The sequence below is a fragment of the Pseudomonas sp. TMW22091 genome, assembly GCF_022496705.1.
Taxonomy (GTDB): Bacteria; Pseudomonadota; Gammaproteobacteria; order Pseudomonadales; family Pseudomonadaceae; genus Aquipseudomonas; species Aquipseudomonas saxonica.
Genome location: NZ_SCFI01000005.1, coordinates 257,067 through 282,100, shown reverse-complemented (window position 1 = coordinate 282,100; position 25,034 = coordinate 257,067). Strand labels below are relative to the sequence as shown.

The window sequence follows — 25,034 nt, the reverse complement described above, 5'->3', positions numbered from 1 at the left end:
GTTGCATAGCATTCGCAGCCAAGGTGCAACCGCTTTAATGCCGGGGCACCAACTGATGGTTTTCCTGGGGGAACGTCAGTCATAAATGCAGGGCTTTGTTCATCGTCTCAAACAGGACGTTTGTGAGCGTTCAACCAGACCGCTGCTAAACATAAAAACAATGCCAGGGCTTAATGTAATGAGTGTGAGTAACCCAACCCTGATCACGTTTGTGATCTATATCGCGGCAATGGTCCTCATCGGCCTTATGGCCTATCGCTCCACCAACAATCTTTCTGACTACATTCTGGGTGGCCGCAGCCTGGGCAGCGTTGTGACGGCATTGTCTGCTGGCGCTTCCGACATGAGCGGCTGGTTGTTGATGGGGTTGCCCGGTGCAATCTACATGTCCGGCCTGTCCGAAAGCTGGATCGCCATCGGTCTGGTGGCCGGTGCCTACTTGAACTGGCTGTTCGTGGCCGGTCGTCTGCGGGTTCAAACCGAGCACAACGGCGACGCCTTGACGCTGCCAGACTATTTCTCCAGCCGTTTTGAAGACCACAGCGGTCTGCTGCGGATTATTTCGGCCATCGTGATTTTGGTGTTCTTCACCATTTACTGCGCCTCTGGCATCGTGGCCGGTGCCCGTCTGTTCGAAAGCACGTTCGGCATGCCGTACGAATCAGCTTTGTGGGCCGGTGCTGCGGCGACCATTGCTTACACCTTTATTGGCGGCTTCCTGGCTGTTAGCTGGACCGACACGGTTCAAGCCACGCTGATGATCTTTGCGCTGATCCTCACGCCGATCATCGTGCTGCTGGCAACGGGCGGTGTGGACACCACATTCCTGGCGATCGAAGCGCAAGACCCAAGCAACTTCGACATGCTTAAGGGCACCACCTTTATTGGCATCATCTCGTTGATGGGCTGGGGCTTGGGCTACTTCGGTCAGCCGCATATCCTGGCTCGCTTCATGGCGGCGGATTCGGTCAAGTCGATTGCCAAGGCGCGTCGCATTTCGATGACCTGGATGATCCTGTGTCTGGCCGGTACGGTTGGCGTAGGTTTCTTCGGTATTGCCTACTTCGCGACCCATCCGGAGCTGGCCGGCCCTGTGACTGAGAACCCTGAGCGGGTGTTCATCGAGCTGGCCAAGTTGCTGTTCAATCCGTGGATTGCCGGCGTGCTGTTGTCGGCTATTCTCGCGGCGGTGATGAGTACCTTGAGCTGCCAGTTGCTGGTGTGCTCCAGCGCCCTGACTGAAGACTTTTACAAAGCATTCCTGCGTAAAAATGCCTCCCAGGTCGAGTTGGTATGGGTCGGTCGGATCATGGTGCTGGTGGTTGCTCTGATCGCGATTGCATTGGCCGCTAACCCTGAGAACCGTGTGTTGGGTCTGGTGAGCTACGCGTGGGCAGGCTTCGGTGCTGCATTCGGCCCGGTGGTACTGATCTCGGTACTGTGGAAAGGCATGACCCGTCATGGCGCGCTGGCCGGTATTCTGGTCGGTGCAATCACCGTGATCGTGTGGAAACACTTTGCCTTGTTCGGCCTGTACGAAATTATTCCGGGCTTTATCTTCGCCAGCTTGGCCATTTGGTTGGTCAGCGCACTGGGCCAAGGCCCAAGCAAGAAGATGATCGAGCGTTTCGACGCTGCCGAGAAAGATTTCCAGCAGAACAGCTGATTGGCCTGAGCCTTGGCTCGCTAAACAGCGCATAAAAAACGGCCCGCTCCTGTATGGATGCGGGCCGTTTTTGTTTGGGTCTTGCCCAAAGCCGTAAGCTTTTTCAGTGCTCATTGCATGAACAGGCAGGGTGTTTGTGGAGAAAGGTCTGAGCGTGCTGACGAGCGTTAAAGTACGGCTAGCCTTGCGTCAGCGTCCGCTTTCGGACGCCTTATCAAGGAGTATTTCTATGGGCAGCAAAACTATAAAAGGAGAGATCTCGCTTCGTGAGATTCCTTTCCAGTTCCAGAGTCAATACGTCTGGACCATACAGCTCACTGGCGTGAAAGCAGACGGCAGCCGCAAGCAACTGGGCTTCATCAGTGAGCCCACCGAAATCAAAGAGCCGTGGGCCTTTATGTTTCATGTTGATGATCATCTGATGGCTCATGACCTCCACAGGTACGATCTTCGCGTTGAGGTGTTGGATGGTCAGGTCTTGATCGCGGATGCCGATCATCGTTTTCCGGTCGACAGTCAAGGCGACGCACCCACGGTGCAACAACTGGTCTTGCAGCCTCAGTACATTTGATCAAGACCGCCGTCTGGCGCCACCTCAGGCTTAACGCCTGACGCGGCTCGCTGCGCAGGGTAAACTTCGCCCCCTGCGCAGGAGCAACCATGAACTATCGTCACGCCTTCCACGCCGGCAACCACGCCGACGTGTTCAAACATATTGTCTTGACCCGACTGATCGCCTTAATGTCGCGTAAAGAGCAGCCATTTGCCTATCTGGATACCCATGCCGGGATTGGTTTGTATGACCTTAAAGGTGATCAGGCCAACCGTACCGGCGAGTACCTGGAAGGCATTGCCCGCTTGTGGGATCAAAAAAACCTGCCCGCTATCACCGCGGATTACATGCAGGTCTTGCACAAGATGAACCCGGACGGCGAGTTGCGTTATTACCCCGGTTCGCCTGAGTGGGCGCGGCGCCTGACCCGTTCTCAAGACCGTATTTTGTTGAACGAGAAACACCCCGAAGACGGTGTGATGCTCAAAGACAACATGAAAGGCGACCGTCGCGTGGCCGTGCATTTGGGTGAAGGCTGGCATGTACCGCGGGCGTTGCTGCCGGTGGCCGAAAAGCGCGCGCTGATGCTGATTGACCCGCCGTTTGAAAAGCTGGACGAGATGAAACGCTGCGCTGAATCGTTGAAAGATGCGATCAGCCGTATGCGTCAGACCGTGGTAGCAATTTGGTACCCGATCAAGGACAAGCGCCAGCTGCGTCGTTTTTATCAGGACCTGGCAGGTTCTGGCGCGCCGAAGCTGTTGCAGGTCGAATTGTTCGTGCACCCACTGGACACCCCCAACAGCCTCAATGGCTCTGGCTTGGCGATTGCCAATCCACCGTGGGGTCTGGAAGAAGAGCTGCGTGAGCTGATGCCGTGGCTGGCCAAGAAACTGGGGCAAACCCAGGGTGGCTGGCAGATGGAATGGTTGATCGCTGAGTAAGCTGCAATGGGCCTCGTAGCCGCTGGCGAAGGCTGCGTTCGGCGGCGCAGCCGTCGCAAAATCCGGAAGCACGGTGTTTCAGCACAACCGAGCTGTCTGATTTAACGATTGCTTCGCAACCGGACGCAGCCTGCGGCAGCGGCTACGCAGATCGTTTTCGTCAAATAGGGCAGGTCACGCCAGTGCCGCCAATGCCGCAATAACCCTGCGGGTTTTTCGCCAGGTATTGCTGGTGGTATGCCTCGGCGAAGTAGACCGTTGGCGCTTCATCGATTTCTGTTGTGATCTGGCCAAGGCCGGCTTTGTCCAGTTCTGCCTGATAAGCGTCTTTGCTGGCCTTTGCTTCTTCCAGTTGCTCTGGTGTGGTGCAGTAGATGACTGAACGGTATTGACTGCCGATGTCGTTGCCCTGACGCATGCCTTGGGTCGGGTTGTGCAATTCCCAGAACATTTTCAGCAGGTCGGCGTAGCTGACTTTGTCCTGATCGTAGACCACCAATACCACTTCGGTATGGCCGGTCAGCCCCGAGCACACTTCTTCGTAGGTTGGGTTAGGTGTGTAACCACCGGCGTAACCTACGACGGTGCTGACTACGCCTTCACGCTCCCAGAACTTGCGTTCAGCGCCCCAGAAGCAGCCCAGACCAAAAATGGCGAAGCCGACATTGTCCAGAAACGGCCCCAGCAAGGGTGTGTTTTTGAATACGTAGTGCTTCTCAGGCAGTTGCATGGGTGTTTCGCGGCCCGGCAGGGCTTGTTCTTGAGTAGGTAGCACGTTTTTATTCACCAAAATTTCCGAGCGCAAGACCATTGTTCATGTCCTCTCAGTCAGAGTGAGTGTGGAAGTCAGGCTAGCAGTGTGCCCGAGTGTTGCAATGCTGTCAGGCCGAAGGGCCGCGTGGATAGCGTTTGAGCTTTTCCATCAGGTCGTCGCCCGGGATCGGGCGGTCGAACAGGTAACCTTGGCCCACATCGCACCGGTGGCGACGCAGAAACGCAAGCTGTGCGGCGGTTTCGATCCCTTCGGCGACCACTTTGAGCTTGAGGTTGTGGGCCATGGCAATCACTGCGGAGGTGATTTCCATGTCGTTTTGGTTGTCGGGAATGTCTTTGACGAAGCTGCGGTCAATTTTGATGACGTCGATCGGGAATTTTTTCAGATAGCTCAGCGAGGAATAGCCGGTGCCGAAATCGTCCATCGCCAGGGTCAGGCCCATCTCTTTCAACTGATCGAGCTGCAAGCGGGTGTCGTCTGTGGCTTCCAGCAGCAGGCCTTCGGTCAGTTCGAGTTCCAGCAGGCAAGCAGGCAGTTGTTCTTCCTTGAGGATGCTGGCGATAGAGGCTACTAGATCGGGGTCGGAGAACTGCTTGGGTGACAGATTGATCGCCACTTGCAAATTGCCCAGCCCGTTGTCGCTCAGATGCTTGCTCATGCGGCAGGCCTGACGTGCCACCCATTTGCCAATCGGAATAATCAACCCGGTTTCTTCAGCCACGCTGATGAACTGGTCCGGGCGGATCATGCCTTTTTCAGGGTGGTTCCAGCGCAGCAGGGCTTCCATGCCGAGCAAGCGCCCGGAACGCAGGCATAGCTTGGGTTGGTAGAACACATCGAGTTCGTTTTGCGTGAGCGCGCGGCGCAGGTTGTTTTCGACGAAGAGTTTGTAGCTGGCTTCAGCGTTCAGGGCCTCGGTGAAAACTTGTACCTGATGTTTACCGTTGGCTTTGGCTTTGTGCAGGGCCAGCCCGGCATTGCGCATCAGCGTTTGCGGGTCGAGCCCGTGCACGGGTGCGCAGGCAACGCCGACAGAGCCGGTCACGCTGATGAGCTGGTTGTCGACAAACATGGGTTTGTCCAGGGTCATGAGCAGTTGGTTGGCGGTGTTCTGGCCCGCTTCTACACCGGTGTCATCAAGGAGCACGGCAAATTCGTTACTGGCGAACCGCGCCAGAATATCTGCGGGGCTAAGGGTATTGCGCAGGCGTCGGGCCAGACTGATCAGCAATTTGTCGCCGGTTTGATGGCCGAGGCTGTCATTGATGCGCTTGAAGTTGTCGATATCGACCAGTAGCAGGCAAATAGGGTCGGTACTGGTGCGGGCGAAGCGCTCGTCCAGGGTGCGGATGAAGGCTGGACGATTGCCCAGGCTGGTCAGGTTATCGGTATAGGCCAGACGTTCAATGCGCTGCTGCGCCAGCTTTGACTCGGTGATGTCTTCGTAAATGCCGATGTAGTGGGTCAGTTCCCGGTTGTCCCCGTACACCTTGGAGATCGACATTTGACCCCAGTACGGTTCGAGGTTTTTGCGTCGACTTTTGAACTCACCTTGCCAGCTGTTGCCTTTGCTCAGGCTCGAATGCGCATCGAACAACAGGTCGCTGAGGTTCTCCAGTGCGGGCAGCTCGCTCAACTTCTGGCCCTGAACTTCGTCGGAGCTGTACTGGGTAATGGCGGTAAAGCTGGGGTTGACGTATTCCACCACGCCTTCGCAGTTGACCAGCAAGAAGGCGTTGGCGCTTTGTTCGACAGCCCGCTGAAACAGGTGCAAGGCGCTGGTGGCAGTGCGCCGGTTGTGGTTGTTGATGACTTGCGCAAACTGGTCGGCCAGCTCCCCGGCAAAGGCTATTTCGTCCGATTGCCACACCCGGCTTTTACCGGTTTGCTCAAGGCACAGCACGCCCACGACCTGCCCGTCGATACGGATGCTGGCGTCCAGCATGGCATTGGTGTCGTGACGGCTCTGGGTGGCGATGAGTTCACGGGTGCGCGGGTCGCGGTTGGCGTTGTGCGCATCGATGGAGCGGCTGGTGTGCAGGGCTTCGAGGTAGTCCGGGAAGTTGCTGATGTCGAGGGTGTCGAGCGGCACAAAGCTCTGGCTTTCACGCTGGAAGGCAGAAACCGGGTGCAAGTAGTTCCCTTCGAGGTTCCACAGGCTCGCGGCATCAACTTGATACATGTCGCAAGCGCTGCGGGTGATCAGTTCAGCCGCCTCTTGCAGCGAGTTGTGCTGGCTGTAGCGGTGACGGGCGAGCAGCAGAATCAAATCCTGTTGGGCGCGTACGCGCTCCAGGTGCTGGAGTTGTTCTTGCTGGGCGCGTTGATTGAGCTCCAGTGCCATATGCAGTCGGCTGTTCTGGGATTCTGGCTCAGTCAGGGCTGAAGGCGGCGGGTTTTCAAGCACCAACAGGTAGCCACGTAGTAACTGGCGGTTGTGGTGTTTGTAGGTTTCGCCCGCTTCCATCACTTTCAGCAGGCCCTGCTGCGTGTGCAAGGTGTAATGCACGACGTAGTGAGGCTCGTTGGTGAGTTGCCGGGTAATGGACTCATGCAGGTGATGACGGGCTTTGGGCTCCATCAAACTGGCATAGGGCGACATGACCTGCGTGCACAGATCGTTCGCTGACGCGCCGAAATGGCGTTCGCAGTTAGGATCGAGATAAAGCAGTGCCCAACTGGCGTCATTAAGCCGCTCGAAACGCAGCATGCCGAGCCGAGAAGGCACGGGTAACTGGGTCACGACCTCGGATGCCATGCGCACGGCAGCATCGGGCTGGCTTTTCATTGAACACTCGCTTCACAAATGCGGATGGCGCACGGGCAGGTGCCCTGATCCTGTGGTATGCGGCAAGGTTGCATCAAGCTCGCTGCGCTGACAAGTCAGCAAGGAGGCTAAGTGCTATAGAAGGCTATCGGCAGGTGTTCAGCATTCTGGAGTTTCTTTATACCTTGGCCCTCACCCCAACCCTCTCCCGGAGGGAGAGGGGGCTGACCGCGTGCGGTCTTGAAGTTATCCCCAAATCAGTCCCCTCTCCCTCTGGGAGAGGGTTAGGGTGAGGGGCTTTCATAAATCGCAGGCAAAAAAAGCCCCGCCAAAAGAGCGGGGTTGAGGTACGAGCGTGGCGCTCGGAAAACAGTGCGCAGCCCCGGCCTTCGGTGAGGAAGGCCGGGACGTGGCTTACAGCAAGATAGTGCGGATGTCGCCCAGCAACTGGCTCAGACGCTGGGTGAAGCGTGCAGCCGCGGCGCCGTTGATCACACGGTGATCGTAGGACAGCGACAGAGGCAGCATCAGTTTCGGCTGGAAGGCTTTGCCATCCCAAACCGGCTGAATGGTTGCCTTGGAAACACCCAGAATCGCTACTTCCGGCGCGTTGACGATCGGCGTGAAGCCGGTACCGCCAATGTGGCCGAGGCTGGAAATAGTGAAGCAGGCGCCTTGCATGTCGTCTGCGGTGAGCTTTTTGTCACGGGCTTTGGCAGCCAGTGCCGCGGCTTCAGCTGCCAGTTGCAACAGGCTCTTCTGATCAACGTTCTTGATCACAGGTACCAGCAGGCCATCCGGGGTGTCTACGGCAAAGCCGATGTTGACGTACTTCTTGCGGATGATCGCTTTGCCGCTTGGCGCCAGCGAGCTGTTGAAGTCCGGCATTTCCTTGAGCAGGTGCGCGCAGGACTTGAGCAGCAGAGGCAGTACGGTCAGTTTCACACCGGCTTTTTCTGCGACGGCTTTCTGCGCAACGCGGAAGGCTTCCAGCTCAGTGATGTCAGCCTGGTCGAACTGAGTCACGTGCGGGATGTTCAGCCAGCTGCGATGCAGGCTCGACGCGCCAATTTGCATCAGGCGAGTCATGGCCACTTCTTCCACTTCGCCGAAACGGCTGAAGTCGACGGTCGGAATTGGCGGGATGCCCGCGCCACCGGTTGCACCGGCAGCCGGTGCTTCCTTGGCCTTCTGCATCATGGCTTTGACGTAAGCCTGTACGTCTTCTTTGATGACGCGCCCGTGCGGGCCGGTTGGCGGCACGGCGCTCAGTTCAACACCGAACTCGCGGGCCAGTTGACGCACGGCAGGGCCGGCGTGAACCTTGCCGCCTTTTGGCGCAGGCGCTGCGGCCGGAGCAGGAGCAGCCTCGGCTTTGGCGGCTGGCGCAGGTGCAGCAGCGGCAGGCGCTTCAGCTTTGGCAGCAGGTGCTGGCGCAGCTTGGGCCGGTGCAGCAGGCGCAGCAGCGCCCGCCACTTTAAGCTTGAGGATGAAGTCGCCAGTGCCGACTTCGTCGTCCAGCTTGACCGCAATGCTTTCCACCACACCGGCCGCCGGCGATGGAATCTCCATGCTGGCCTTGTCGGATTCGAGGGTGATCAGCGATTGATCAGCTTCAACGGTGTCGCCAGCCTTGACCAGAATCTCGATGATTTTGGCTTTGCCCGACGAGCCGATGTCCGGGACGTGAATGTCCTGAACTGTCGAGCTTGCAGGTGCAGCAGCCGGGGCCGCTGGGGCCTCGGCTACTGGTGCGGCAGCTGGCTTTTCAGCAGCGGCCGCTGGGGCAGCGGCTGGCGCTTGAGGTGCCGCAGCGTCGCCTTCGGCTTCCAGCTCCAGCAATTCATCGCCTTCTTTCAAGCGGTCGCCCAGCTTTACTTTCAGGCTTTTGACGATACCGGCTTTGGGAGCAGGGATTTCCATGCTCGCCTTGTCCGATTCCAGCGTCAGAATGCTCTGGTCCGCTTCTACACGGTCGCCGACTTTTACAAACAGTTCGATGACTTCACCGTCACCGCTGCCGATGTCAGGTACTCGAATGAGTTCGCTCACAAATATTCTCCTCAGCAGTCCAGTGGGTTGCGTTTTTCCGGGTTGATACCGAACTTCACGATGGCTTCTGCAACCACCTTGGGTTCGATGTCGCCACGGTCAGCCAATGCTTCCAGGGCTGCCAACACCACGAAGTGACGGTCTACTTCGAAGAAGTGACGCAGTTTTTTGCGGCTGTCGCTGCGGCCGAAACCGTCAGTGCCCAATACTTTGAATTCCTTGACCGGTACCCACTGGCGAATCTGTTCAGCGAACAGCTTCATGTAGTCAGTCGAAGCAATGACCGGACCTTTACGGCCTGTCAGGCATTCTTCAACGTAGCTCAGCTTAGGCTTCTGGCCCGGGTGCATGCGGTTGGTGCGTTCAACGGCCAGGCCGTCGCGACGCAGTTCGTTGAAGCTGGTCACGCTCCATACGTCTGCACCGATGTTGAATTCGTCACGCAGGATTTTCGCGGCTTCACGCACTTCACGCAGGATGGTGCCGGAGCCCATCAGTTGTACGTGGTGAGCAGCTTCCTTGGTGTCTTCTTCAAGCAGGTACATCCCTTTGACGATGCCTTCTTCAACACCGGCCGGCATGGCAGGCTGCTGGTAAGACTCGTTCATCACGGTGATGTAGTAGAAGACGTCCTGTTGCTCTTCGGTCATCTTCTTCATGCCGTCCTGAATGATCACCGCCAGCTCATAGCCGTAGGTCGGATCGAAGGTGCGGCAGTTCGGGATGGTCGAAGCCAGAATGTGGCTGTGACCGTCTTCGTGTTGCAGGCCTTCACCGTTGAGCGTAGTACGCCCGGCGGTGCCGCCGATCAGGAAGCCACGGGTGCGGCTGTCGCCAGCAGCCCAGGCCAGGTCGCCAATACGCTGGAAGCCGAACATCGAGTAGAAGATGTAGAACGGCAGCATCGGCTGGTTGTGGTTGGAGTACGAAGTACCGGCCGCGATGAAGGAGCTCATGGCGCCTGCTTCGTTGATGCCTTCTTCGAGAATCTGACCTTTTTTGTCTTCCTTGTAGAACATCACCTGGTCTTTATCGACTGGCTCGTAGAGCTGGCCAACGGACGAGTAGATGCCCAACTGACGGAACATGCCTTCCATACCGAAGGTACGGGCTTCGTCCGGGATGATCGGAACGATGCGTTGACCGATGTCCTTGTCTTTCACCAGCTGTGCCAGGATGCGCACAAAGGCCATGGTGGTGGAAATTTCACGGTCGCCGGAGCCGTCAAGGATGGCCTTGAGGGTGTCCAGTGGCGGGGTCGGAATGCTCAGGCTCTTGGCGCGACGCTGCGGCACGAAGCCACCCAGTGCTGTGCGACGCTCCATCAGGTAACGCGCTTCAGCGCTGCCTGCTTCTGGCTTGAAGAACGGCAGGTTTTCGATTTCGTCGTCTTTGACCGGAATGTCGAAGCGATCGCGGAACAGCTTCAGGCTTTCAACATCAACCTTCTTGGTGTTGTGCGCGGTGTTTTTCGCTTCGCCGGCGCCCGTGCCATAACCTTTGATGGTCTTGGCCAGAATGACGGTTGGCTGGTCTTTGTGATTGACCGCTTCGTGGTACGCCGCGTAGACCTTGTACGGGTCGTGGCCGCCACGGTTGAGTTTCCAGATTTCGTCGTCGGACAGATCAGCAACCATCGCCTTGAGTTCTGGCGTGTTGAAGAAGTGTTCACGCACGAATGCGCCATCTTTGGCTTTGTAGTTCTGGTACTCGCCGTCGATGACTTCGTCCATGCGGCGTTGCAGGATGCCGTCGACGTCTTTGGCCAGCAGCGGGTCCCAGAAACGGCCCCAGATGACTTTGGTCACGTTCCACTGAGCACCGCGGAACACGCCTTCGAGTTCCTGGATGATCTTGCCGTTGCCGCGAACCGGGCCGTCGAGGCGCTGCAGGTTGCAGTTGATGACGAAGATCAGGTTGTCGAGGTTTTCACGGCCAGCCAGGGAGATTGCGCCCAGGGATTCTGGCTCGTCGCACTCGCCGTCACCCAGGAAGCACCATACTTTTTGCTTGCCGGCTGGAATGTAGCCGCGTGCTTCCAGGTACTTCATGAAGCGTGCCTGGTAGATCGCCTGGATCGGGCCAAGGCCCATCGAGACGGTTGGGAACTGCCAGAAATCAGGCATCAGCCAAGGGTGCGGGTAAGACGACAAGCCGTGACCGTCGACTTCCTGGCGGAAGTTGTTCATCTGGTCTTCGGTGATGCGGCCTTCCATGAACGCACGGGCGTAAACGCCTGGAGAGGTATGGCCCTGGAAGTAGATGAGGTCGCCGCCGTGTTCTTCGGTCGGGGCCTGGAAGAAGTAGTTGAAGCCGATGTCATACAAGGTTGCGCTGGAGGCGAAGCTGGAGATGTGACCGCCCAGGTCAGAATCTTTCAGATTCGTGCGCATAACCATCGCCATTGCGTTCCAGCGTACCAGCGAGCGAATGCGGCGTTCCATGAACAGGTCGCCAGGCATGCGTGCTTCGTGGGTAACGGGGATTGTGTTGCGGTATGGCGTGGTGATGGCGTACGGCAATTGCGAACCGGTGCGGGTAGCGAGCTCACCCATACGGGTCATGAGGTAGTGAGCGCGTTCTTCGCCTTCTTTGTCGAGAACCGATTCGAGGGCGTCCAGCCATTCCTGGGTTTCGACGGGATCGAGGTCTTGCATGGCTTGCTCCAGGGCGGAAAGGCTTCCAGAATCGGTTGCCTGAGTTTGCGACTGGCCTTGTGGGCAGACGACATAAATTCTTGGATCGCCGAAAGCTTGTTTTCCGGCGTTGTGTAGTTTTACTACAAATCGTCGGCCATTTCAGCCTTTCGAGTGTTCAGGTCAGTAGTAAAACTACACGAAGTGCTCTGCTGGCGGTCCGTTGTGTTGTGCGGAAAATCGATAATGTTGGTTGGATATTGACTTGAAAGCGATTGGCGTACATGTTTGCTGCCAATAAAGATAAAAATTAAGCTATTTATAACCTTTGTTAGACAGTCGGGTTTGACCGCTGTTTCTTCCTGTCACGGTACCCGGCAACCCTATCGCCGATCAAGGATAGACCATGAGCCTTCCCTCGCTAGTCCCCATTCCAAGCCTTTTGTTGCCACTTGCCAGCCGCGCAGAGCACGCGTGGCGCGCAGCGGTCGCAGATCTTGCGGGCGGGCACGGGCTGGATGACTGGTCGTCGGATCGGTGGTCTGACTTTAATCGGGTCAGTGCTGCCAGTGACTTCTTTATTGAGCACGCCTTACGTGACCCTTTGATGTTTCTGGCGTTGGTGAGCTCCGGTGAGCTGGATCGCAGTTATGCCCCCGGTGAACTGTGCGGGCAGATTGGCGGTGCGGTTGAGCAGGCCAGCACTGATGACGAGTTGGGCCGTGAGCTGCGTCGTCAGCGTACTCGCCAGCAAATCCGGATTATTTGGCGTGATCTCACCCGTCAGGCCGATTTGATTGAAACCTGTCGCGATCTGTCGGACATGGCTGACGCCTCTATCGACCAGGCCTACCGTTGGTTGTATCAGCGCCATTGCCAACAATTCGGTACGCCTACGGGGCACCGCAGCGGCGAGCCGCAGCAGATGGTGATTCTGGGCATGGGCAAGCTCGGTGCGGTAGAGCTGAACCTGTCGTCCGACATCGACCTGATTTTTGCGTATCCCGAGGGCGGTGAGACGGTGGGTGCCAAACGCCCGCTGGATAACCAGGAGTTTTTTATCCGCCTGGGGCAGCGCCTGATCAAAGCACTGGACCCGATGACGGTCGACGGGTTTGTATTTCGCGTCGACATGCGCCTGCGCCCGTATGGTTCGTCGGGTGCGCTGGTGTTGAGCTTTAATGCGCTGGAACAGTATTACCAGGATCAAGGTCGCGACTGGGAGCGCTACGCCATGATCAAGGCCCGCGTGGTGGCCGGCGATCAGGTGATGGGCGCACAGTTGCTCGATTTGCTGCGGCCCTTCGTTTATCGGCGTTACCTCGACTTTTCGGCCATTGAAGCGCTGCGCACCATGAAGCAGCTGATTCAGCAGGAAGTGCGGCGCAAAGGCATGGCCGACAATATCAAGCTGGGGGCGGGCGGCATTCGTGAGGTCGAGTTCATTGCGCAGGCGTTTCAACTGATTCACGGCGGGCGCGACCTCAGCTTGCAGCAGCGTCCGCTGCTTAAAGTGCTGAAAATCCTCGAAGGGCAGGGCTATTTGCCAGCCGCTGTGGTGAGCGAGTTGCGCGAAGGCTACGAATTCTTGCGTTACACCGAGCACGCGATACAGGCCATTGCTGACCGCCAGACCCAGATGTTGCCGGACACTGAGCAGGATCAGGCGCGCATCGCTTTTATGATGGGCTTCGACAGTTGGGCTGCTTTCCATGAGCAACTGATGGTATGGCGAGGGCGTATCGACTGGCATTTCCGTCAGGTCATTGCCGACCCGGATGAGGATGAAGACATCGACGAAGGTGAGCTGATCGTTGGCGGTGAGTGGCTGCCCTTGTGGGAAGAGGTTCAAGACGATGCTGCCGCCTGCGCCCAACTTGAAGAAGCCGGATTTGTCGATGCCCCCAAAGCCTTGAAGCAACTGGCCGCCCTGCGTGCCAGCCCGCAATTGCGTGCGATGCAGCGTTTGGGGCGCGAGCGGCTCGATGCCTTTATCCCGCGGCTCTTGGCTCAGGCGGTGGAGCACGCCAATCCCGATCTGGTGCTGGAGCGGGTCTTGCCGCTGGTTGAAGCAGTGGCGCGACGTTCAGCTTATTTAGTGTTGCTCACAGAGAACCCCGATGCACTGCGCCGTTTGCTGACCCTGTGCGCGGCCAGCCCGTGGATTGCCGAGCAAATTACCCGCTTCCCGCTGTTGCTCGACGAATTGCTTAACGAGGGCCGATTGTTCAAGCCACCGTTGGCGCCTGAATTGGCTGCCGAGCTGCGCGAGCGTTTGACCCGCATTCCTGAAGACGACCTTGAACAGCAAATGGAAGCGCTGCGTAACTTCAAGCTGGCGCACCGTTTGCGGGTGGCGGCCTCGGAAATCGCGGGCAGCCTGCCCCTGATGAAAGTCAGTGATTACCTGACCTGGCTGGCTGAAGCCATTCTGGAGCAAGTGCTGGCACTGGCCTGGCGCCAGACGGTGGCCAAGTACGGTACGCCGCTGCGCAGCGACGGCAGCCTGTGCGACCCCGGCTTTATTATTGTCGGCTACGGCAAGGTCGGCGGGATCGAATTGGGGCATGGCTCGGATCTGGATCTGGTGTTTATTCACGACGGCGACCCCAATGCCGAAACCGATGGTGTCAAACCGATCGACGGGGCGCAGTTTTTCACCCGCCTGGGCCAACGAATCATTCATTTGCTGACTGCACAAACCAACTCCGGTCAGCTGTATGAAGTTGACATGCGCTTGCGTCCTTCAGGGGCTTCGGGCTTGTTGGTCAGCTCGCTGGGCGCCTTTGAGCGTTATCAGGAAAACGAAGCCTGGACCTGGGAGCATCAAGCGTTGGTGCGGGCGCGCGTGTTGGTGGGGTGTAAACAGGTCGGTGCGGCGTTCGAGAAGGTCCGCGCCCATGTGCTGGAGCGTGAGCGCGACCTGCCGACGCTGCGTCAGGAAGTCAGCGAGATGCGCGCCAAAATGCGTGACAACCTGGGCACTCGCATCACGGTTGCCGGTACGGCGCAAAATGCCTTCCAGCCCACGGTGCCCTTCGACCTCAAGCAGGACGCCGGAGGTATCGTCGATATTGAATTTATGGTGCAATACGCGGCCCTGGCGTGGTCCAGGGAACACCCGGCGTTACTGCGCTACACCGATAACATCCGCATTCTGGAAGGGCTGGAAGACGCCGGGCTGATGCCTGCTGCTGATGCCAGTCTGTTGCGCGAGGCTTACAAAGCCTTTCGCGCCGTCGCCCACCGGCAAGCCTTGCAGAAGGAGGCCGGGGTGGTCACGGGGGATCAATTTGTGGTCGAACGCCAACACGTACGGCGCATTTGGTCCGAGCTAGGATTGAGCTAACGAGTGAGTTGGCTCACACACAGAGTTAAAGCTGTAAGAACGTATCCGGCGGGTCCATAAGGCCCGTCCAATTTGCCTGATGCCGTGTGGTGCAGGTGCTGGATTCTTTGAGGAGCGTAATGATGTCGATGGCTGATCGTGATGGTGTGATCTGGTATGACGGCAAGCTGGTGCCGTGGCGCGATGCCACAACCCACGTGCTGACCCATACATTGCACTACGGCATGGGCGTGTTTGAAGGTGTGCGCGCTTACGAAACCCCGCAAGGCGCGGCGATTTTCCGTTTGCAGGCGCACACTGACCGCCTGTTCGATTCGGCCCACATCATGGGCATGAAGATCCCGTTCAGCAAAGACGAAATCAATGAAGCGACCCGCCTGGCGGTGCGTGAAAACAACCTCGACAGCGCTTACATCCGCCCGATGGTGTTCTACGGATCTGAAGCCATGGGCCTGCGCGCCACCGGTTTGAAGGTTCATGTGATCATTGCGCCGTGGAGCTGGGGTGCCTACATGGGCGCCGAAGCACTGGAAGTCGGGATCAAGGTGCGCACCAGCTCCTTCACCCGTCACCACGTGAACATTTCCATGACCCGCGCCAAGGCCAACGGTCACTACATCAACTCGATGCTGGCCTTGCAGGAAGCGATTTCCGGCGGTGCAGACGAAGCGCTGTTGCTGGACCCGGAAGGCTTTGTGGCCGAAGGTTCAGGCGAGAACGTGTTTTTGGTCAAAGACGGTGTGATTTACACCCCGGACGTGACGGCGTGCCTGAACGGCATCACGCGCAGCACGATCCTGACGCTGGCCACTGAGCACGGCTACAAGTTTGTTGAAAAACGTATTACACGCGACGAGGTGTACATCGCCGACGAAGCGTTCTTTACCGGCACCGCCGCTGAAGTAACGCCGATTCGCGAAGTGGACGGTCGTCAAATTGGTATCGGCCGTCGTGGCCCGATTACTGAAAAACTGCAAAAAGCCTACTTTGATCTAGTGACCGGTAAAACATCGAACCACCCAGAGTGGCGTACACTGGTCAAATAAAGCGATATGGCATCACAGCGGGGAGGCGAATGCCTCCCTTGCTTGTTTATGGAAACTTATGAATATTTTGATCGTTGGGCCCAGCTGGGTCGGTGACATGGTGATGGCGCAGACACTGTTCCAGTGCCTGAAACAGCGTCACCCAGAGTGTGCAATCGATGTGCTGGCCCCCGAGTGGAGCCGGCCCATCCTTGAGCGCATGCCTGAAGTGCGCCAGGCCTTGAGCTTTCCGCTCGGCCACGGCGCGCTGGAACTGGCTACGCGGCGCAAGATCGGCAAGTCCCTCAAGGGCCAGTACGATCAGGCGATCCTGCTGCCTAACTCGTTGAAATCGGCCCTGGTGCCGTTTTTCGCCGGCATCCCCAAACGTACGGGCTGGCGCGGCGAGTTCCGTTACGGCCTGCTCAACGATGTGCGCACGCTCGATAAAGCGCGTTACCCGCTGATGATCGAGCGCTTTATGGCGCTGGCGTATGAGCCGGGCGCAGACTTGCCCCGGCCATACCCGCGCCCTGATTTACAAATTGACCCGGTAAGCCGCGACGGCGCGCTGAACAAGTTTGGTCTGACGATGGACCGACCAGTGCTGGCGCTGTGCCCTGGCGCCGAGTTCGGTGAGTCCAAGCGCTGGCCGTCCGAGCACTACGCTGCAGTGGCCGAGCAAAAGATCCGCGAAGGCTGGCAAGTCTGGCTGTTTGGCTCCAAAAACGATCATGGCGTGGGTGAAGACATTCGCGCACGCTTGATTCCCGGCCTGCGTGAAGAGTCCGTCAACCTCAGTGGCGAGACGTCACTGGCTGAAGCCATCGACTTGCTGTCGTGCGCGGACGCCGTGGTGTCCAACGATTCCGGGCTGATGCACGTGGCTGCGGCGCTTAATCGCCCACTGGTGGCGGTGTACGGTTCGACCTCGCCGGGTTTCACTCCGCCCTTGGCCGACAAGGTCGAGATTGTGCGTCTGGGTCTCGAATGCAGCCCTTGTTTTGATCGCACCTGCCGTTTCGGGCACTACAACTGCCTGCGTGAACTGCTGCCTGCGCCTGTGCTTGAAGCCTTGCAGCGGTTGCAGGGTTCTGTGGTCGAGGTCAACTAGGTGCGCGTTCTGTTGGTGAAAACCTCATCCCTTGGGGATGTGATTCATGCGCTGCCGGCGTTGACCGATGCGGCGCGGGCGATTCCGGGCATTACCTTTGACTGGGTTGTGGAAGAAGGCTTTGCCGAGATCCCGACCTGGCACCCGGCGGTGGGTAAGGTGATCCCAGTGGCCATTCGTCGCTGGCGCAAAAATATCTGGCAAACCCTCAAGAGCGGTGAGTGGAAGCGGTTTAAACAAAGCCTGCGCGCCGAAAAATACGACCTCGTGATTGACGCCCAAGGGCTGGTAAAAAGCGCGTGGCTGACCCGTTACGTCAACGCACCGGTGGCCGGGCTGGACAAAAACTCGGCGCGGGAGCCCTTGGCCAGCCGTTTTTATCAGCGTCGCCTGGCCGTGGCTCGCGGGCAGCACGCGGTTGAGCGTTTGCGTCAGTTATTTGCCGTTGCGCTGGGTTACGACCTGCCCAAAGGGCTGGGTGATTACGGCCTCGACGTTGATCGCTTGGTTGAATTACCGCGCAAGAAACCCTACGTATTGTTTCTGCACGGCACCACGTGGGACACCAAGCACTGGCCGGAGGTGTATTGGCGCGATTTAACCATTCGCATGGGCCATCTGGGTGTCGAGGTGCGTTTGCCCTGGGGCAACCCGGCTGAAAAGGCCCGCGCCGAGCGCATTGCCAGCGGTCTGCCGCATGCCGTGGTGTTGCCCAAGTTGAACCTGGCGGGCGTTGCCAAAGTGTTGGCCAGTGCCAGCGCGTGTGTGGCAGTGGATACCGGGTTGGGGCATTTGGCGGCGGCACTGGATGTGCCCACCATTTCCCTGTTTGGCCCGACCAATCCCGGCTTGACCGGTGCTTATGGCAAGGCACAAATCCATTTGGCCAGCGATTTTCCGTGTGCGCCGTGCCTGCAAAAAAAATGCACCTACACTCCGACTGCACAGGACCAGCAGCGGTTTGATCTGAAAAACGAGTGGCCTTTGTGCTTCACCCGTTTGAACCCTGAGCGTGTCGCGAGTCGATTAAGCACGTTGTTACTGGCTGAGGAACTGCGCTGATGCAACTGGCTTTTGTACTGTACAAATATTTCCCGTTTGGCGGGCTGCAACGCGATTTCATGCGCATCGCGCTGGAATGCCAGCAGCGTGGCCATCAAATCCGTGTGTACACGATGATTTGGGAAGGTGACATTCCGCCCGGTTTTGAAGTGTTGGTCGCGCCGGTCAAGGCGTTCCACAATCACACCCGCAACGAGAAAATGCTCGCCTGGATGCAGGCCGATCTGGCCAAACGCCCGGTCGACCGCCTGATTGGCTTCAATAAAATGCCGGGGCTGGACGTGTACTACGCCGCCGATGGTTGTTTTGAAGACAAGGCGCAGAATCTGCGTCATTCGTTCTACCGCTATTTCAAGCGCTACAAGCATTTTGCCGAGTACGAGCGTGCGGTGTTCGACAAGGACGCCAAGACTGAAATCCTGATGATTTCCGAAGTCCAGCAACCGCTGTTCATCAAGCATTACCACACCCCGGTGGAGCGCTTTCACTTGCTGCCGCCGGGTATTGCGCTGGACCGTCGTGCGCCGCCCAATGCGGCCGAGATTCGTGCCGAGTTCCGCCGCGAATTCAAGCTGGCAGACGACGATCTGCTGCTGGTGCAGATCGGCTCGGGGTTCAAGACCAAGGGTGTCGACCGCAGCCTCAAGGCGCTGGCGGCGTTGCCGGCCGAGCTGAAAAAACGTACGCGTTTGTTTGTCATTGGTCAGGACGATCCCAAGGTTTTCCAATTGCAAAGCGCGACGCTGGGGCTGGGCGAGCATGTGCAGTTTCTCAAAGGGCGCAGCGATATTCCGCGCTTCCTGTTAGGTGCAGACTTGCTGATTCACCCGGCCTATAACGAGAACACCGGCACCGTACTCCTGGAAGCATTGGTGGCGGGCTTGCCTGTGTTGGTCAGCGCGGTGTGCGGCTATGCCCATTACATCGCCGATGCTGACGCAGGCCGCGTACTGGACGAGCCGTTCGAACAGTCGCAACTCAATGATTATTTGACTCACATGTTGTCCGATGATGCTGCGCGCGCAGCCTGGAGCCGTAACGGCCTGACCTACGCGCAGACGGCCGACCTCTATAGCATGCCGCAACATGCTGCGGATGTGATTCTGGCGGAGCAACACTGATGAAACTGATACTGGCTGAACCGTTCAAGAGCCTGTGGGCCGGGCGCGATGCCTTTGCCGAAGTCGAGCGCCTGGAGGGTGAGGTATACCGCGAGCTGGAAGGGCGTCGTACCTTGCGTACCGTCGTCGACGGGCGTGGTTATTTTGTAAAAATTCACCGTGGCATTGGCTGGGGTGAGGTGTTCAAAAACCTGCTGTCGGCCAAGCTGCCCGTGTTGGGTGCAGGCCAGGAATGGCGGGCAATCCAGCGCCTGACAGAAGTCGGCGTACCCACCATGACGGCTGTCGCGTATGGCGAAAAAGGTAGCAACCCGGCGACCCAGCATTCGTTCATTGTCACTGAAGAGCTGGCGCCGACTATCAGCCTGGAGGACTTCACCCTCAATTGGGTCAAGCAGCCGCCACAGCCGCCGCTCAAGCGCGCACTGATTGCTGAAGTGGCACGCATGACCGGCATGATGCACCGCGCAGGTGTGAACCATCGCGACTGTTACATCTGCCATTTTTTGCTGCACACCGACACACCGGTCACGGTGACTCAGCTACGCCTGTCGATCATTGATCTGCATCGCGCGCAGATCCACACGGTGCTCAGCAACCGCTGGCGCAATAAGGATCTGGCTGCGTTGTATTTCTCGGCACTGGACATTGGTCTGACGCAACGTGACAAGTTGCGCTTCCTGCGGGGTTATTTTCAGCAGCCGTTGCGTCAGATTCTGCGCGATGAAGCCAGACTGCTGACATGGCTGGAAAGCAAGGCGAGCAAACTTTACGCACGCAAACTGCGTCACGGAGATGCACTGTAATGGCGGGATGGAATCTGGACCCCGCTTACAGTGAGTTGGCCGCGGATTTTGGCAGCCTGGATGCGGTGTTTGCCTTACAGGGCGTGCACCTGACCCGTGACCCCTTGTCTGAAGTGATTCGTGTGGAGCGTGGCGGGGTCAATTACTACGTCAAACGCTACACCGGCGCAGGCAAAGGCTTGCGCCGCTATGTGGGGCGCCCGCGGGTGAAGTCGGAGTGGCAGAACCTCAAACGCTTCGCCAAGTGGGGTATTCCCACGGCTGAAGTGGTGGCGTGGGGTCTTGAGCGCAGTGGCTTTGCCTACTCCCGTGGCGCCATGATCACTCGCGAATTGCCCAACACCCGAGACCTGTCGGACTTGGCGGACAACTACGATCCGTTGCTCAAGGACCGTGCCTGGGTCGATTGCGTGAGTCGCCAATTGGCGCATTGCACCAAGACCATGCATGACCACCGCTTTACGCATAACGACTTGAAGTGGCGCAACCTGCTGATCGACGACCAGCCCAAGCTGTACCTGATCGATTGCCCGAATGGTGATTTCTGGCGCGGTTTTTGGCTCAAGTACCGCATTACCAAAGATTTGGCGTGCCTGGATAAAGTGGCTAAATACCACCTGTCTTACACTCAGCGTTTACGCTTTTATTTTCAATACACCGGGCGTACGACGCTCAACGCCGCAGACAAGGAACGAGTCCGCCATATCGTGCGTTTTTTTGAGGGCCGGGAATGACTGATTTTGTGGCGCCCGCTGACCGCGCCTTGCTAGAGCGCAATGGTCTGGCCAATTTTGATGCCTTGTGGAACGTGCAGCTTGATGCGGTGGACGAACCCAACACCAGTGGCGATGGCTGGAGCAGTGTGTTTCGACTGGATTGCGAAGGTCAGGGTTTCTATCTCAAGCGCCAGAGCAACTACTTGACCCGTACGTTACACAGCCCACTGGGCGAGCCCAGCTTTGCCCGCGAGTTTCGCAATATCCAGCGCTATCAGAAGTTAGGTATTCCTGCGCTCGAAGCGGTCTTTTTTGGTGAGCGAAAAGTGCCGGGTGAGCGTCGGGCCATTTTGATGACCCGTGCGCTGGATGGCTGGAACGACCTCGATTCGCTGTTGGCCCAATGGCCGCAACTGACCGAGCAACAGCAGCAGGCGATTGTATTGGCCTGCGGCCAACTGGCGCGCCAGCTGCACGGCTTGCGTCAGGTTCACGGGTGTTTCTATCCCAAGCATATTTTCTTGCAGCCCAACGGCGATGCCTACCGCGCGCAACTGATCGACCTGGAGAAAACCCGGCCATTGCTGCTGGGCCAGCGCGACCGTGTCAAAGACCTCGAACCGTTGCTGCGCCGCGCCCATGCCTGGGGCGAGGCTGAAGTGCGCGCGCTGTTGGCCGCCTATCTCGATCAGCCGCACGACAGCGCTCTGGTGAACACCTGGCTTGAACGTTTGAACGGTCGTCGCACACATAAGGAAACTCGCTGATGCGCTTATCCGAACTGCAACACGCCGGGCGTACGCCGGGCTTGCCGCTGAGCATTGAACTGGCAGACGCTGCGGGGCCTGCGCAGTTGCAGATGCTGACTTTGCTGCGTGTGCTGCCGGGTCAGCGTTATGTCGGTGCAGGCGTCTGGCGTGGGCGTACGGTGCTGGCCAAGTTGATGGTCGGCAGCAAAGCGGCGCGTGAGTTCGGGCGTGAGCTGGCCGGTGTGCAACTGCTGGCCGAGCAAGGTTTGACCACGCCTCAATTGCTGGCCGATGGCTTGTTGGAAGGTGAGGGCGGCTGGTTGTTGTTCGAGTTTCTGGACGGCGCGCAAAGCCTCGATGAGGCCTGGAAGGCGGTGCAGGATTTGCCGGTGCTGGCCGATGAACAGCAAGCGGTGCTGGGGCAAGCCTTGGCGGCGATTGGCCAGATGCACCTCAAAGGCGTATGGCAGGAAGATTTGCACCTGGACAACCTGCTGCGTCACAACGGTCAGTTGTATCTGATTGATGGCGCCGGTATTTGTGTCGAGCAGGCCGGCAAACCCCTGTCACGCGACAAAGTGCTGGAAAACCTCGGGGTGTTTTTTGCGCAACTGCCCAAATCCCTTGAGCCGTTTACCGAAGAGCTGCTGGTGCATTACCTGCTGAGCAACGGCGAAAACGCATTGCCACTTGAAGCCCTGCTTAAGCAGGTCGAAAAAGTGCGCAGTTGGCGCTTGAATGATTTTCTGAACAAGACGGGCCGTGATTGCACCCTGTTCAGCGTGCAACGCGGGGCGTTTGCCTTGCGCGCCGTGCGCCGCGAAGAGGAGGCGGCCATGTTGCCTGTACTGGTGCATGCCGATGCTTTGCTCGATAAAAGCCATCTGTACAAAACCGGTGGCACAGCCACGGTGGGCAAAATCGAAATGGCAGGGCGCCCGCTGGTGCTCAAACGTTACAACATCAAAGGCTTCACCCATTGGCTGAGCCGCTTTTGGCGGCCGAGCCGGGCCTGGCATTCGTGGCGTGAAGGCAATCGGCTGGCCTTCCTTGGCATCGCCACGCCCAAGCCGCTGGCACTGCTTGAAACCCGATTTTTGTGGTTGCGCGGCAAAGCGTTTCTGGTGACCGATTACCTGTCGGGCCCGGACATCATTGCGCGTTTTGCCCCCTATATTGAACACGGGAATGCACCAGAAGCCGAGTTACAGGCGCTGGATCAATTGTTTGCCAGTTTGATTCGAGAGCGCATCAGCCACGGTGACCTCAAGGGTCATAACGTGTTCTGGGATGATGGGCGTTGGGCGTTGATTGATCTGGATTCAATGTGCCAACACTCATCCCCAGGCAGCTTCGCGCCGGCCTATGCCCGTGACCGTGCGCGCTTTATGCGCAACTGGCCTGCGGACAGTGCGCTGCATCAAGTGATTGATGCGCGCCTGCCGAAAGACCTTGGCTGAAACGTAACCAATATTTTCTGTGGGAACGAGCCCGCTCACTCCCACAGGGGTGGTGTTATGGCTTCAAAAGCTGTACTGCGCCCCGGCTCCCGCATACCACGAACGCCCCGGCGCGGCTTCGTAGAAGCGGCTATTGCCGTCCGCCACAATCACCGAGCCCACATACTGACGGTCCAGCAAGTTGTCCAAGCGTAACGTCTGGTGGAAGGTCCAGTGCTCGACCTTCTGCTCAAACTTCGCCCGCCAGTTGAACACGCTATACGCTGGGGCCGCCTTGGCAGTGTTAGTGTCTTCGACATAGACTTTGCTGCGGTACATGCCCTCGATCGCCGTGCTGACCCAGTCGGCCGGTTTCCAGTTCACTTCAGCAAACAATGTAGTCTGCGGCACGCCCGGCAGGTAGTTGCCCTTGGCGACTTCTTTTCTTGAAGTTCCGCTACCGCTAACAAAATCGCTATCGTAGGTCGCTTGCAGGCGGGTGTAAGCCAGGGTAGTGGTCCAATGCTCGCTAAGCTGGCTTTCGATCCCCAGTTCAAAGCCACGACGCAGTGTGCGGCCAGCGTTTTGGTAGGTGGTGCGTCCAAACTTGTTGTCTAAAACCACCAGTTCATCTTCCGTGGTGATCTGGAACACCGCTGCATTGATTCGTGTGTTGTTAAGCTGGGCTTTCAACCCCATTTCGTATTGTGTGCTTTCAGACGGCTTAAGGCCGAAGTTAAAACCCTGTCCGCTTGGCGAGTACGCCAGCTCGGCCTGAGTCGGCGTTTCAAAGCCTTTACCTGCGCTGACATAACCATGTAGTTCAGGTGTGAAGGCATACATCACGCTTATCGACGGCGTGGCTTTTTCGTAGCGTTTAGTGCCGCTGTCGTCGCCATTGGTGGCCGTTATGAACTGATCATCGACATCCATTTCCATGGTGCTGTAGCGCAAGCCCGTCTGCACCGTCCAGTTGTCCAGCTCCCAGTTTGCCTGCACGTATGGGTCTAGGCTGCGGGCGGTATCGACTTCGTCACGAACCATTGCGCCTTTAACACCCAGTTGATCGCCAATGTAGTTGTTGTAGCCGTGGCGGCTATCCTGGCTTTGGTCGAAATCTAGGCCGCCGATCAAGGTAAGGTTACCCGGTACGCCATACACCGGCTGCATCCAGCGCAGGCTGCCGCCGTAGAATTTACGGTCGAATTGAACGACGCCCCCGCCTTGTTCATTACCCGGCGTTCCTTTGGGAATAGCCAAATACTGAATCACGCTTCGTGTGCCGGTGTACGCATTGACCTGTAACGTCGCATCGCCAATGTAGCGTTCGTAGTTCATGCCCACTTGCTGATGGTCGATGCTTTTGCGGGTGTTGTAGATCAGGGCGTAGGGCGTCACTGAGCGGGGGTCGGCTTTATAAGCGGCCCAGCTTTGGCCCAATGGGTCTTGTGTGCCGTTTTGCTCAAGGCTGCTGTAAATCAGGGCCAGCTTGCTGTCTTCGTCGGGCTTCAGATTGAGCTTGGCAAAGGTCTGATCGCGGCGGGCGGCGCTGTGGTCGCGATAGCCGTCGGTGTCCATGCGCGAAGCGTCGAGCACAAAGCCCACGTCATCAACCGCACCTTCGGCCGTCAGGTGGTTTTTGCTCATGCCGTCGCTGCCCACGAGGGTTTCAGCACCGATGCGTGGCGGGCCTTCGCCGTCGCGGGAGAACATTTGAATCACCCCGCCCGCATTACTGCCGTACAGCGTGGCAGCCGGGCCACGCAGCACTTCTATGCGCTCGGCGGTGTCGAGGTTAAAGGTGGCCGCCTGGCCCTGCCCATCCGGAGTGCTGGCCGGGATGCCGTCGGCAATCAGCTTGATCCCCCGCACCCCGAACGCTGAGCGAGCGCCAAAACCACGGGACGAAATTTGCAAGTCCTGTGCGTAGTTCTGACGGTTCTGCACAACCAGCCCTGGTACGCGGGTCAGCACCTCAGAGGCATTGATGCCCAGTTGGCCATCCTGGATTTGCGCCTGGCTGATGCTATCGACTGAGTACGGCAGATCAAAGCTTGGGCTGACGCTGCGTGAACCGGTAATCACGCTGGGGTCGAGCTCCAGCGGTGCGGGTTCAGCGTGGCTGTTTTGGGTGAGCACCAGGCACGGCAGAAGCAGGGCAAAGTGAGCGGGAACAAAAAAATTCATGAGGGATATCGGAGTTCCGTGGGACGCGACCCGTCTTGGGCGATGGGTATCAGGCTAGCAGAGAAGATGAAGT

Annotated in this window: 17 protein-coding genes; 12 read left to right on the top strand and 5 right to left on the bottom strand. The window is 58.0% G+C overall.

What is annotated here, in order from left to right; genetic code table 11:
- The first annotated feature begins 178 nt into the window (after window positions 1-178).
- The 3 genes from putP (at window position 179) to EQV93_RS12215 (ending at window position 3,163) form a co-directional block, all read left to right on the top strand.
- Window positions 179-1,666 (top strand): sodium/proline symporter PutP, encoded by a 1,488-nt coding sequence (gene putP / locus EQV93_RS12225; protein WP_146384827.1) that lies wholly within the window; start codon window positions 179-181, stop codon window positions 1,664-1,666.
- A 229-nt stretch (window positions 1,667-1,895) separates the two neighbouring features.
- Window positions 1,896-2,237, top strand: coding sequence for a hypothetical protein (locus EQV93_RS12220; RefSeq protein WP_122785141.1), 342 nt, complete (start codon window positions 1,896-1,898; stop codon window positions 2,235-2,237).
- Window positions 2,238-2,326: 89 nt separating this feature from the next.
- A complete protein-coding gene (locus EQV93_RS12215; RefSeq protein WP_122785140.1) occupies window positions 2,327-3,163 on the top strand; it encodes a 23S rRNA (adenine(2030)-N(6))-methyltransferase RlmJ in 837 nt (278 codons plus the stop codon).
- Between the two features lie 160 nt (window positions 3,164-3,323).
- Here the strand turns inward: EQV93_RS12215 and msrA are convergent, their stop codons facing one another.
- From msrA to aceE, 4 genes are all read right to left on the bottom strand, one after another.
- Window positions 3,324-3,974 carry a peptide-methionine (S)-S-oxide reductase MsrA gene (msrA, locus tag EQV93_RS12210; RefSeq protein WP_122785139.1) on the bottom strand — a complete coding sequence of 217 codons (651 nt, stop codon included), beginning with the start codon at window positions 3,972-3,974 and terminating at the stop codon, window positions 3,324-3,326.
- A 70-nt stretch (window positions 3,975-4,044) separates the two neighbouring features.
- Window positions 4,045-6,726, bottom strand: a complete 2,682-nt coding sequence (locus tag EQV93_RS12205; RefSeq protein WP_122785138.1) for a sensor domain-containing phosphodiesterase — start codon at window positions 6,724-6,726, stop codon at window positions 4,045-4,047.
- A gap of 393 nt (window positions 6,727-7,119) precedes the next feature.
- Complete coding sequence (aceF, locus tag EQV93_RS12200; protein WP_240891640.1) at window positions 7,120-8,757, bottom strand: dihydrolipoyllysine-residue acetyltransferase; 1,638 nt, start codon at window positions 8,755-8,757, stop codon at window positions 7,120-7,122.
- Between the two features lie 11 nt (window positions 8,758-8,768).
- Window positions 8,769-11,414, bottom strand: a complete 2,646-nt coding sequence (gene aceE / locus EQV93_RS12195) for a pyruvate dehydrogenase (acetyl-transferring), homodimeric type (RefSeq protein ID WP_146384824.1) — start codon at window positions 11,412-11,414, stop codon at window positions 8,769-8,771.
- Window positions 11,415-11,799: 385 nt separating this feature from the next.
- Between aceE and glnE the strand changes: the two genes are divergently transcribed.
- The 9 genes from glnE to EQV93_RS12150 all read left to right on the top strand — a co-directional run bounded on the left by glnE (window position 11,800) and on the right by EQV93_RS12150 (window position 22,795).
- Window positions 11,800-14,742, top strand: a complete 2,943-nt coding sequence (gene glnE, locus EQV93_RS12190) for a bifunctional [glutamate--ammonia ligase]-adenylyl-L-tyrosine phosphorylase/[glutamate--ammonia-ligase] adenylyltransferase (RefSeq protein ID WP_122785135.1) — start codon at window positions 11,800-11,802, stop codon at window positions 14,740-14,742.
- A gap of 122 nt (window positions 14,743-14,864) precedes the next feature.
- Complete coding sequence (locus EQV93_RS12185) at window positions 14,865-15,788, top strand: branched-chain amino acid transaminase (RefSeq protein WP_122785134.1); 924 nt, start codon at window positions 14,865-14,867, stop codon at window positions 15,786-15,788.
- A gap of 58 nt (window positions 15,789-15,846) precedes the next feature.
- On the top strand, window positions 15,847-16,881 hold the full coding sequence (waaF, locus tag EQV93_RS12180; RefSeq protein WP_240891639.1) for a lipopolysaccharide heptosyltransferase II: 1,035 nt from the start codon (window positions 15,847-15,849) through the stop codon (window positions 16,879-16,881).
- Window positions 16,882-17,943: a lipopolysaccharide heptosyltransferase I gene (waaC, locus tag EQV93_RS12175; RefSeq protein ID WP_122785132.1), complete on the top strand. Its 1,062-nt coding sequence runs from the start codon at window positions 16,882-16,884 to the stop codon at window positions 17,941-17,943. It begins immediately after the preceding gene.
- Complete coding sequence (locus EQV93_RS12170) at window positions 17,943-19,064, top strand: glycosyltransferase family 4 protein (protein WP_240891638.1); 1,122 nt, start codon at window positions 17,943-17,945, stop codon at window positions 19,062-19,064. The genes waaC and EQV93_RS12170 overlap by 1 nt, the downstream gene beginning before the upstream one ends.
- Entirely contained in the window at window positions 19,064-19,870 is an 807-nt protein-coding gene (gene rfaP, locus EQV93_RS12165; protein WP_122785130.1) for a lipopolysaccharide core heptose(I) kinase RfaP, read from the top strand. Before EQV93_RS12170 ends, rfaP begins: the two co-directional genes overlap by 1 nt.
- Window positions 19,870-20,604: a lipopolysaccharide kinase InaA family protein gene (locus tag EQV93_RS12160; protein WP_122785129.1), complete on the top strand. Its 735-nt coding sequence runs from the start codon at window positions 19,870-19,872 to the stop codon at window positions 20,602-20,604. The genes rfaP and EQV93_RS12160 overlap by 1 nt, the downstream gene beginning before the upstream one ends.
- Entirely contained in the window at window positions 20,601-21,353 is a 753-nt protein-coding gene (locus EQV93_RS12155; protein WP_240891637.1) for a lipopolysaccharide kinase InaA family protein, read from the top strand. The genes EQV93_RS12160 and EQV93_RS12155 overlap by 4 nt, the downstream gene beginning before the upstream one ends.
- Window positions 21,353-22,795, top strand: coding sequence for a lipopolysaccharide kinase InaA family protein (locus tag EQV93_RS12150; protein WP_240891636.1), 1,443 nt, complete (start codon window positions 21,353-21,355; stop codon window positions 22,793-22,795). The genes EQV93_RS12155 and EQV93_RS12150 overlap by 1 nt, the downstream gene beginning before the upstream one ends.
- A gap of 63 nt (window positions 22,796-22,858) precedes the next feature.
- Here EQV93_RS12150 and EQV93_RS12145 read toward each other — a convergent pair whose 3' ends face one another.
- Complete coding sequence (locus tag EQV93_RS12145) at window positions 22,859-24,961, bottom strand: TonB-dependent receptor family protein (protein WP_240891635.1); 2,103 nt, start codon at window positions 24,959-24,961, stop codon at window positions 22,859-22,861.
- Window positions 24,962-25,034 lie beyond the last annotated feature (73 nt).